The sequence below is a fragment of the Nocardioides sp. ChNu-153 genome (assembly GCF_030466625.1).
Lineage (GTDB): Bacteria > Actinomycetota > Actinomycetes > Propionibacteriales > Nocardioidaceae > Nocardioides.
The window spans coordinates 135,625-145,658 of record NZ_JADEVT010000002.1 but is presented as its reverse complement, the minus strand read 5'-3'; the positions used below and the strand labels follow the sequence as shown (position 1 = coordinate 145,658).

At 74.2% G+C, this 10,034-nt stretch carries 9 protein-coding genes; 4 read left to right on the top strand and 5 right to left on the bottom strand.

Annotation, left to right across the window (positions count from 1 at the left end; translation table 11 throughout):
- Positions 1 to 9: 9 nt before the first annotated feature.
- A complete protein-coding gene (locus INN71_RS04585; RefSeq protein ID WP_277501475.1) occupies positions 10 to 1,224 on the bottom strand; it encodes an NRAMP family divalent metal transporter in 1,215 nt (404 codons plus the stop codon).
- Between the two features lie 137 nt (positions 1,225 to 1,361).
- Here INN71_RS04585 and INN71_RS04580 point away from each other — a divergent pair, with 137 nt between their 5' ends.
- The 3 genes from INN71_RS04580 (at position 1,362) to INN71_RS04570 (ending at position 5,052) form a co-directional block, all read left to right on the top strand.
- Positions 1,362 to 2,084, top strand: coding sequence for a GntR family transcriptional regulator (locus INN71_RS04580; protein WP_277501476.1), 723 nt, complete (start codon positions 1,362 to 1,364; stop codon positions 2,082 to 2,084).
- A gap of 134 nt (positions 2,085 to 2,218) precedes the next feature.
- Positions 2,219 to 3,559 (top strand): crotonyl-CoA carboxylase/reductase, encoded by a 1,341-nt coding sequence (gene ccrA, locus INN71_RS04575; protein WP_301799756.1) that lies wholly within the window; start codon positions 2,219 to 2,221, stop codon positions 3,557 to 3,559.
- Positions 3,560 to 3,795: 236 nt separating this feature from the next.
- Positions 3,796 to 5,052 (top strand): DivIVA domain-containing protein, encoded by a 1,257-nt coding sequence (locus INN71_RS04570; RefSeq protein ID WP_301799755.1) that lies wholly within the window; start codon positions 3,796 to 3,798, stop codon positions 5,050 to 5,052.
- Between the two features lie 226 nt (positions 5,053 to 5,278).
- On the opposite strand, the gene INN71_RS04565 is transcribed toward INN71_RS04570, so the two are convergent.
- A complete protein-coding gene (locus tag INN71_RS04565; protein ID WP_301799754.1) occupies positions 5,279 to 6,289 on the bottom strand; it encodes a DMT family transporter in 1,011 nt (336 codons plus the stop codon).
- A gap of 38 nt (positions 6,290 to 6,327) precedes the next feature.
- Here INN71_RS04565 and INN71_RS04560 point away from each other — a divergent pair, with 38 nt between their 5' ends.
- Entirely contained in the window at positions 6,328 to 6,861 is a 534-nt protein-coding gene (locus INN71_RS04560; protein WP_301799753.1) for a CGNR zinc finger domain-containing protein, read from the top strand.
- 34 nt (positions 6,862 to 6,895) lie between these two features.
- Here INN71_RS04560 and INN71_RS04555 read toward each other — a convergent pair whose 3' ends face one another.
- From INN71_RS04555 to INN71_RS04545, 3 genes are all read right to left on the bottom strand, one after another.
- Positions 6,896 to 7,708: an alpha/beta hydrolase gene (locus INN71_RS04555; RefSeq protein WP_301799752.1), complete on the bottom strand. Its 813-nt coding sequence runs from the start codon at positions 7,706 to 7,708 to the stop codon at positions 6,896 to 6,898.
- Positions 7,709 to 7,718: 10 nt separating this feature from the next.
- A complete protein-coding gene (locus INN71_RS04550; RefSeq protein WP_301799751.1) occupies positions 7,719 to 8,585 on the bottom strand; it encodes an endo alpha-1,4 polygalactosaminidase in 867 nt (288 codons plus the stop codon).
- 118 nt (positions 8,586 to 8,703) lie between these two features.
- A complete protein-coding gene (locus INN71_RS04545; protein WP_301799750.1) occupies positions 8,704 to 9,924 on the bottom strand; it encodes a 3-hydroxyacyl-CoA dehydrogenase NAD-binding domain-containing protein in 1,221 nt (406 codons plus the stop codon).
- Positions 9,925 to 10,034 lie beyond the last annotated feature (110 nt).

The window sequence follows — 10,034 nt, the reverse complement described above, 5'->3', positions numbered from 1 at the left end:
GCTCCCGCCTCAGAGGTCCATCAGGGGCGTGAACGAGCGCCACGCCAGGAACAGGGTCAGCAGCCAGGCCAGCACGCCGATGGCCAGGAGCCAGCGCGGGTAGCGGTAGCCGTGCAGGAGGTCGCGGCGGCGCCAGGCGATCCACAGCAGCAGGCCGAAGCCGATCGGCAGGATCATGCCGTTGAACGCCCCGGCGAAGACCAGCAGCGTCACGGGCGCCTGCTCGATGACGAGGTAGACCACCGTCGTCGCCGCGATGAACCCGACGGTCAGCAGGTTGCGGGTGCGGGCCGGGGTCGCCGAGGTGGTGACGAACGAGATCGAGGTGTACGCCGCGCCGATCACCGACGTGAGGGCCGCCGCCCACAGGATGAGCCCGAAGACGCGCAGCCCGGCCTCGCCGGCGGCCGCCTCGAAGGCGCTGGCCGCCGGGTTCGACTCGTCGAGCGCCGTCCCCCCGGCGATGACGCCGAGGATGGCGAGGAAGAGCACGACGCGCATGAGGCCCGTGACGAGGATGCCGACGACAGAGCTGCGGGAGATGGCCCGCACCGCCTCCGGGCCGGTCGTCCCCGAGTCGAGCAGGCGGTGGGCGCCGGCGTACGTGATGTAGCCGCCGACCGTGCCGCCGATGATCGTGGTCACCGCGAGCACGTCGAACTCCGTCGGCGCCACGACGTTGCGCAGGGCGTCCCCGACCGGGGGGCCGGACGTGACGGCGATCGTGGCCGTCGCGACGATCATGACCATCCCGAGCACGACGACGACCCGGTCGAGGGCGACCCCGGCCCGGGCGCTGAGGAAGATCCCCGCCGCGACGACCGCGGACAGGGCGCCGCCCCAGCGGGGGTCGAGGCCGAGGAGCGCGTCGAGGCCGAGGCCGGCTCCCGCGACGTTGCCGATGTTGAAGACGAACCCGCCCACGACGACGAGGCCGGCGAGCAGCCACCCGGCCCCGGGGGCGACGTCGCCCGCCAGCTCGTGGGCCCGGCGACCGGCGACGCCGATCACCCGCCACACGTTCAGCTGCACGGCGACGTCGACGAGGATCGACAAGACGATGGCGCAGGCGAAGGCCGCGCCGAGCTGGACCGTGAAGGTCGCGGTCTGCGTGATGAAGCCGGGTCCGATGGCGCTCGTGGCCATCAGGAAGATCGCGCCGAGGAGCGCGGAGCGGCGGCTGGCCGAGCTCACGGCCTCCTTGAGCGGCGGGGTGTCACCCATCGCGGGGTCCCTTCGTGGTCCGGACTGGCGGGTGTCGATCACCGTAAGGACTGTTGAACAATCCCGCAATCCCCTCGCGTGGCCCGGGCCACGTGCTCGGCGACCGCCCGGTACCCCCGGCCGCTAGGGTCACGGCCGTGGCCGCCTCCGAGCTCGACCCCCTCCTCGCCTCCTTGGGCGAGGCGCGCCGGGCCCGCCGCACCGTCATGAGCACCTCCGCCGACCGCGCGGCCCGCCTGCTGCGGGAGCAGGTCGTCGAGGGCACGCTGCGCTCGGGCACCCGGTTGCCCGAGGTGCGGCTCGCCGACGCACTGGGCGTCTCGCGCAACACGCTGCGCGAGGCCCTGAGCCAGCTGGTGGCCGAGCGGATCCTCGTGCGCGAGGAGCACCGGGGCGTGCTGGTCGCGACCCCCGACACCACCGCGGTCCGCGACGTGTACGCCGCGCGCCTCGTGATCGAGCCCGCCGCCGTCCTCCACGGCCCGGCGCTCGACCCCGCGCACCTGGCGGCCCTCGACGCCGCCGTGCGCGAGGGCACGACGGCCGGTGACCGCGGCGACTGGCCCGCGGTGGCGAGCGCGAACCAGCACTTCCACCGCGCGGTCGTCGCCCTGTCCGGCAGCGAGCGCCTCGTCGCGCAGATGGAGCTGCTGCTGGCCGAGATGCGCCTGTTCTTCCACCAGATGGGCGACCCCGAGCCGTTCCACGCGCCGTACCTCGAGGAGAACGCGGTGATCGCGGGTCACCTGCGCGCCGGGCGGCGCGACGAGGCGGCGACGCGGCTCGCGGCGTACCTGCGGGCCGCGGAGCGGCAGCTCGTCGCCGCCTACGAGCAGCGCACGGTCGGTGGGGACGGTTGACCCGGCCGCCGGGCGCTGCCACGCTCCCGCACCAGGGTGCCGCGGTGAGACACCGGTCACTATGTGACCCACGCCCGGTTACTCGTGGGTATCTTCCGGCCAGCCCTGCTCTCGACCCCACAGGAGTGCACGACGTGCAGAACATCCTCGACGCCATCCAAGCCGGTGACACCACCAGCGAGGACTTCGCCCACCTCGAGCTGCCCGAGTCCTACCGGGCCGTCACGGTCCACAAGGACGAGGTCGACATGTTCGAGGGCATCGCGACCCGCGACAAGGACCCCCGCAAGTCGCTCCACGTCGAGGACGTCGCGCTGCCCGAGCTCGGCCCCGGCGAGGCGTACGTCGCGGTGATGGCCTCCGCGATCAACTACAACACCGTGTGGACCTCGATCTTCGAGCCCGTCTCGACCTTCGGGTTCCTCGAGCGCTACGGCCGCCTCTCCGAGCTGACCAAGCGCCACGACCTGCCCTACCACGTGGTCGGTTCCGACCTCGCCGGCGTCGTGCTCAAGACCGGTCCCGGCGTCACCAAGTGGCAGCCCGGCGCCGAGGTCGTGGCCCACTGCCTCTCGGTCGAGCTCGAGGACCCCGCCGGCCACGACGACACGATGATGGACCCCCAGCAGCGCATCTGGGGCTTCGAGACCAACTTCGGCGGCCTCGCGCACATCGCCCTGGTCAAGTCCAACCAGCTGCTCGCCAAGCCCGACCACCTCACCTGGGAGGAGGCCGCCTCCCCCGGCCTGGTCAACGCCACCGCGTACCGCCAGCTGGTCTCCAAGAACGCCGGTCAGATGAAGCAGGGCGACAACGTCCTCATCTGGGGCGCCTCCGGCGGCCTCGGTGGCTTCGCCACCCAGTACGCCCTCAACGGCGGCGCCAACCCGATCTGCGTGGTCTCCAACGAGGAGAAGGCGAAGATCGTGCGCTCCATGGGCGCCGAGCACGTCATCAACCGCTCCGAGGAGAACTGGAAGTTCTGGAACGAGGACGGCACCGAGCAGAACCCCCGGGAGTGGCAGCGCCTGGGCAAGCGGATCCGCGAGCTCACCGGCGGCGAGGACATCGACATCGTCTTCGAGCACCCGGGCCGCGAGACCTTCGGCGCCAGCGTCTACGTCACCCGCAAGGGCGGCACCATCACCACCTGCGCCTCGACCACGGGCTACATGCACGAGTACGACAACCGCTACCTGTGGATGAACCTCAAGCGCATCGTGTCCAGCCACTTCGCCAACTACCGCGAGGCGTTCGAGGCCAACCGCCTCATCGCGCAGGGCAAGATCCACCCCACCCTGTCGCGCACCTACAGCCTCGACGAGGTCGGCCAGGCGGCGCTCGACGTGCACCACAACAAGCACCAGGGCAAGGTCGGCGTGCTGTGCCTGGCCCCCGAGGAGGGCCTCGGCGTGCGCGACACCGAGCTGCGCGAGAAGCACCTCGACGCCATCAACCGCTTCCGCGGCGTCTGAGCGACCCGCACCACCGCCGCACGCCCGTCCCCGGTCCGCCGGGGGCGGGCGTGCGCACGTCCGGGCCCGTCCGGCGGCCCCGGCAGCGCCCGCCGCGGGACGCCACGCCGGGGCGGGCGTCGGGCTGTGATCCGTCCCCGCGATCCGCAACACTGGACCCCGCGTGCGTGCCACCCAGCACCCACGCACCCCGACGCGAACCGCGCGTCGAACCGCGCGTAGAGGAGTTCTCCAGCATGAGCGACAAGGGACTGTCGATCTTCGACGAGGAGCCGGAGACCGGCACCGCCAACCCCGACGACCAGTCGACCCAGGCGATCCCCGCCGTCAGCGGGGCCGGCCCCGCCGACACCGTCGCGCAGCCGGCGGTGCGTCCCTCGCGCGAGCCCGGGCGGGCCCCCGTGCCGCCCCGTCCCGGCACCCAGGTCCGGGCCGCCGTCCCCCCGCGGGGCGCCACCGCGGCCCCCGGTCCGGTCCCGACGCGCGGCACGGTGCCGGCCCTGCCGGTGGTGCGGCGCGGCGGCTACGACCAGGAGGCGGTCAACCGGGCGCTGCAGCAGGTCATCGACGAGAAGGCGGGCCTCGCCGCCGGGCTGAGCGGTGCCGAGCACCGCATCGCCGAGCTGGAGGCGGAGATCCACGCCCTCCACCAGCAGGTCGCCGAGTTCAAGAACCCGACGTACGCCGGCCTCGGCGGCCGCGCGAGCGAGATGCTGCGCCTGGCCGAGGAGGAGGCCAGCGACGTGCGCGAGACGGCCGCCCAGGAGGCGTCCGAGATCCTCGAGCAGGCCAACCGCGACGCCCGCGCCATCCGCGCCGACGCCGCGCGCGAGGCCGAGGACATGCGCGCCGTCCAGCTGCGCGACCTCGAGGACCAGCGCACGCGGATCATCGCGGACGCCGAGCAGGAGCGGACCCTGGCCCGTTCGGAGGCCTCCGACGTCGTCGCGTCCGCCAAGCGCGAGGCCGCCCAGCTGCGCCTGGCCGCCGAGCAGGAGGCCAACGACCTGCGCAGCAGCGCGACCCGCGAGGCCGAGAAGCTGCGCGCCGGCGCCGACCGCGAGGTCCAGGAGGCCCGCCGGGCCCTCGCCGTCGAGAAGGAGCGCCTCGCCCGCGAGGCCGCCGACCACCACGCGAGCGCGATGGCGCAGACCAACCAGATCGTGACCGAGGCCGAGGAGCGCGCCGCGGCCGCGGAGGAGCGGGCCCGCGAGGCGATCGCCCAGGGCTCCGCGCAGCGCGAGCAGGCGCAGCGGGAGGCCGAGGCCCTGCTCAGCCGCGCCCGCCGCGAGGCCGAGCAGATCGTCGCCTCGGCCCGCACGCAGAGCGAGTCGATCCAGGCCTCGGGCCACGCCGAGGCGGCGCGCGAGCTCGCCGCGCTCAAGTCGGAGGCCGAGCGCATGGCCCGGCGCCGCGACGCGATCGCCGCCCAGCTGGGCGCGCTGCGCGACGTCGTCGCCGGCTTCGCGGCCGACGAGGACGCCCAGGCCTGAGCCGCGAGTCGTCGCGGAACGTCACGCCCCGAACGCCGAGTCGTGGGGGGCGGGCCCGGGGGCCGCGGACGCCGCGACGGACGCGCGGTGTCGACGGGGGCGGGGGCCCGCCCCCCCCCCCCCCCCCCCCCCCCGCGGGGGCGCGCGCCCCGCGGGGCCCCCCCCCCCCCCCCCCCCGACTCGGCGTTCTCGCGTGTGCGGCTGCCGACGACTCGACGAGAGGCGCTCAGCCCGCCTCGGCGGCCTCGGCGCTCTCGGGCTCGCCGATGCGGACCTCCTGCACCCCGGCCTCGCCCAGCTTGACCACGACGACGCCGGCGAGGATGAGCAGGCCGCCCACCAGCTGCAGCGGGCCGGGCAGCTCGCCGAGCAGCAGCCACGCGAACACCAGGGCCATGACGACCTCGGAGAGCGCGACGAACGACGCCAGCCGCGAGCCGAGGCGACGCGACGCGGCGATGCCGGTCGTGTAGGCGAGCGCCGCGGTCACCAGGCCGAGGCCGAGCACCGGGAGCCACCACGGGACGGCGGTCCCGCCGTACACCACGTCCGCGGTGGTCGCCGCCATCGGCAGCACCCCGACGAGGCCCGCGGTGCCGAGGGTGACCGCACCGACCGTGAGGCCGCCAGCGGCCAGGACCGTGCCGGGCAGGCCGTTGCCGCCATCGGCGGAGATGACGAAGTACGCCGCGCAGCCGATCATCGCGCCCAGCCCCCACAGCACGCCGACCACGTCGAGGTCGACCCCGCTGCCCACGACGCCGAGCACCATCGCGAGACCGGCGGCCGCCACCGCGGCGCCCGCCACGGTCGTGCGCCCCGGGCGCTGGCCGTGGCGCAGCCACATCCACACGATGACCGCGACGGGCGCCGTGTACTCGATGAGCAGCGCGACCCCGACCTGCAGGTACGACACCGCGTAGAAGTAGCAGAGCTGCGCCCCGGCCACGGCGAGCACGCCGTACAGCGCGACGGTGCCGAGCGTGCGCGGCTGGCCGAGCAGCGTGCCCCAGCGGCCCCGCAGGACCAGCACGGCGGGCACGAGCAGCACCAGCGCGGCCAGGGAGACGCGCGCCGTCACGGCGGCGCCGGCGGTCCAGCCCGCGTCGAGCAGGCCGCGCGCCAGCGCGCCCGACATCCCGAACGCCGAGGCGGAGGTCAGCGCGAGCAGCAGCCCCGCGCCGAGTCGCTGGCCGGGCACCACGGCCACGGGGGTGTCAGGAGTCAACGTCGTCATGGGTCATGACGGTAGACCTCGCTTGGTAAGGTGTCAAAATGCTTTTCACGCATGACACCGAGGTCTCGCTCGGGTCGGCCGTCGCGCTGGTCAACAGCGCCGAGCCCCCCGACACGATGACGACCGTCGCGGACCTCGACGAGTTCTTCGCGGGGTTCGAGTACGCCGGCCGCCACGACCGCACCCGGGCGGAGCTCGCCGAGGTGCGCGACCTGCGCCCGCGGCTGCGCACGCTGCTGACGAGCACGCGCGACGACGCCGTCGGCATCGTGAACGCCATGCTCGCCGAGGCCGGCGCGCTCCCCCAGCTCGCCCGGCACGACGGCTGGGACTGGCACCTGCACGCCATCGACCCCGACCGCCCGTTCGCCGAGCGCATCGCCGTCGAGACCGCGATGGCGATGGTCGACGTCATCCGCTCCGACGAGATGTCGCGGCTCAGCCTGTGCGCGGCCGACGACTGCGCGGGCATCGTGCTCGACCTGTCGCGCAACCGCTCCCGCAAGTTCTGCTCCACCACGTGCGGCAACCGCACCGCGGTCGCGGCCTACCGGGCCCGTCAGAACGGCTGAGCCCGACCACTCTCGAGCCCGCCCCCGCCGGGACTCAGTCGTCCGCGGAGCGCTGGGCCGGCCCGGGCACCGGCACGTCGGCGTACGCCGCGAGGTTGTGCGCGTTGTAGGCGCTCGTGTCGGCGCTGGTCATCGGCCCGTCCCACTCCCGCGGCAGCGGCACGGCCACGCCGGGCGCGACGCGCGCGACGACCTCGTCCAGCACGCGCTCGGCGTCGCCCACCCACAGGTGCTTCGCGCCGTCGACCCCGACGACCTCCGCCTGCGGGACGACGGAGAAGCGCTCGCGTGCCTCGTCGGGCCGCAGGTAGTCGTCGTGCTCGGGCACCAGCGCGGTCAGGGGCTTGCCCGACGTCGCCCACGCCTCGAGGTGCTCGGGGAGCGAGTAGCGCAGCGGCGGGCTGAGCAGCACGGCGCCGCGCACGTGGGGGTCCAGGCCGTGCATGAGCGTCACGTCCGTGCCGAAGGACCACCCGACGAGCCACACGTCGGGGAGGTCGGCGAACTCGGCGTACTCGATCGCGGCGGCGACGTCGAAGCGCTCGCCCACCCCGTTGTCGAAGGCGCCCTCGCTCGTGCCCTGCTCGCTCCACGTGCCGCGCGAGTTGTAGCGGAGCACGGCGACGCCGGCCAGCGCCGGCAGGCGGAACGCGGCCTTGCGGAAGACGTGGCTGTCCATCATGCCGCCGTGCGTGGGCAGCGGGTGCAGGCAGATGATCGTCGCGACCGGGTCGCGGTCCACCGGCAGCGCCAGCTCCCCGACGAGCGCGAGGCCGTCGGCGGTGTGCAGCGTCAGCGCCTCGCGGCGTGCCGGGAGGACGGAGTTCGCTCGGATCTTCTGGGCCACGCCGAGAAGGCTAGTCGCACCAGGCGCGCTCGCCGTCGGGGGCGAGGTCGAGGTCGCGCCGCACCACCGACAGCTCCTCGCCCCAGCCGGCGCACGCCGTCGCGAGACCCTCGTCGGTGTACTCCACGACGAGCACGCGGTCGCCGTACGACGCGGTGTAGGCGCCGCACTCGTCGTACGCGCCGCACTCCTCGACCACCGCCAGGTCGAAGCCGACCGCGGTGCCGTCGTACTCCCCCAGGTTCTTCTGCGCCACCGCGAGCCCGACCTCGTGGCCGACGTCGACGAGCAGCTCGGCGTACGCCGCCGCGTCGTCGAGCGTCAGCAGCCCGTCGGAGCGCAGGAACGAGTCCAGGTTGTCGAGCTCGACCGCGTCGAAGCCGTCGTCGGCGCACCCCTCGATCCAGGGCCGCACCACCTCGACGAGTGCCTCGCGCCTCTCGGGCGTGGAGGTGTCGAGCAGCGCCTCGTCCCAGTCCTCGTCGACGACCGGCTCCCCCGCCGCGTCCACGAGGAGCAGGTCCCCCCAGGTGGCCTCGTCGCCGGGCTGGGCCTGGAACGCGTTCACGTAGCAGAGGTTGTAGACACCCTCGAGCGGCTCGGCCTCGCGGTCACGCTCCACGACGGCGACGTCGTCGGGCACGTCGCGCGGGCCGCCGATCTGGTAGTCCCAGCGCGCCCCGGCCGGCGGCAGGGTGACGGTCGCGTCGCCAGCCGCGCTGCTCTCCGTGCCCCCGTCCGGTCCCTGGTCCGATCCCGCGCCCGATCCCTCGTCGCCCGCCTGGTTCGCGCACCCGACCACGGCGAGGGCCAGCGCGGTCACCGTCCCGGCCACCGCGGACCCGCGTCGTACCCGCCCGGTGCCTCGCGTGCCCATCGCGTCCTCCCGCTCGACCGGGTGGGCCCCGGCGCCGCCGGTCAGTGAACCACGTGGGTACGGCGACGGGGTGCCGGCCGCGACCTGCGCGCCCGGCACCCCGCCGTCGTGGAGGACCTCAGGAGTAGTCGTGGAACCCGGCGCCGGTCTTGCGACCGAGGCGACCCTGGGCCACCGCCTCCTCCAGCGTGCGCGCCGGGGCCAGGCCGGGCTCGCCGAACTCGCGGTGCAGCTCCTGCTGGATGGCCAGCGACACGTCGTTGCCGACGACGTCGAGCAGCTCGAAGGGGCCCATCGGCAGGCCCACCTGCTCCTTGATCGCCGCGTCGATCTCGACCAGCGAGTGCGTGCCCTGCTCGGCGAGCAGCGCCGCGTCGTTGAGGTAGGGGAAGAGCAGCGCGTTGACGATGAAGCCGGCACGGTCGCCGCACGACACGGCCACCTTGCCGACCTGGGCGCAGAGCGCCCGCACGGTCTCGTCCACCTCGTCGGCGGTGCGCTCGGTGGTCACCACCTCGACGAGCTTCATGACGGGCGCGGGGTTGAAGAAGTGCATGCCGATGACGGCCTCGGGACGCGAGGTCGCCTCAGCGCACCGGGCGATGGGCAGCGAGGACGTCGTCGTCGCGAGGATCGCGCCCGGCCTGCAGATGCGGTCGAGGTCGCCGAAGAGCTCCGTCTTCACCGCCAGGTCCTCCGCGATGGCCTCGACGACGAGGTCGACGTCGGCCAGCGCCTCCCGCGACGTGGCGCCGTGCAGCCGGCCGAGCACGGCGCTCTTCGTCGCCTCGTCGCCGCGCCCCTTGGCGATGGCGCGGTCCTGGTTCTTCGTGATCGTGGCGACGACGCCCGCGAGCTTGTCGTCGCTGCGGCCGACGTACGTCACCTCGAAGCCGGCCTTGGCGAAGACCTCGACGATGCCGGCGGCCATGGTGCCGGTGCCGACCACGCCGACCGTGCGCACCTCGTGGCGCAGCCGGGGCGCGTCGTCGGAGGACGGGGTCTCCTCGTCGGCGACGACGGCGCCGTCGGCCCACGTGTAGAGCCCGCGGCCGGACGCGCGACCCGTGCGCCCCTCCGCGACGAGCTTCTCGAGGAGCTCGGCGGGCTGGTGCAGGTGGTCGCCGCTCTCGGCGTACCGCGCGGCGAGGGCGTCGCGCACGACGTCCAGACCGATCTCGTCGAGGGCCTGCAGCGGCCCGACGGGGTAGCCGCAGCCGAACCGCATGCCCGCGTCCACGTCGCCGCGCGTGGCGTAGCCGGACTCGTACATCCGCACGGCGTGGTTGAGGTACGGGTAGACCAGGGTGGCGCTGATCTGCTCGCTGTGTGAGGTCATGGCGGCGATGATGACACGAAACCTACTGGCCGGTAAGTCCCTTTGTGGGCGGCGTCACGTCCCTCCCGCCGCCCCCGCCGCCGGCACCGCGGGAGCGCCGGTAGATTGCC

What these genes read in the sequence shown, in the direction of transcription:
- INN71_RS04550 (WP_301799751.1), bottom strand. Translation starts at nt 8,585, where the DNA reads ATGGGCACGCGAGGCACCGGGCGGGTACGACGCGGGTCCGCGGTGGCC.
- INN71_RS04565 (WP_301799754.1), bottom strand. Translation starts at nt 6,289, where the DNA reads ATGACGACGTTGACTCCTGACACCCCCGTGGCCGTGGTGCCCGGCCAG.
- INN71_RS04545 (WP_301799750.1), bottom strand. Translation starts at nt 9,924, where the DNA reads ATGACCTCACACAGCGAGCAGATCAGCGCCACCCTGGTCTACCCGTAC.
- INN71_RS04585 (WP_277501475.1), bottom strand. Translation starts at nt 1,224, where the DNA reads ATGGGTGACACCCCGCCGCTCAAGGAGGCCGTGAGCTCGGCCAGCCGC.
- INN71_RS04570 (WP_301799755.1), top strand. Translation starts at nt 3,796, where the DNA reads ATGAGCGACAAGGGACTGTCGATCTTCGACGAGGAGCCGGAGACCGGC.
- INN71_RS04560 (WP_301799753.1), top strand. Translation starts at nt 6,328, where the DNA reads ATGCTTTTCACGCATGACACCGAGGTCTCGCTCGGGTCGGCCGTCGCG.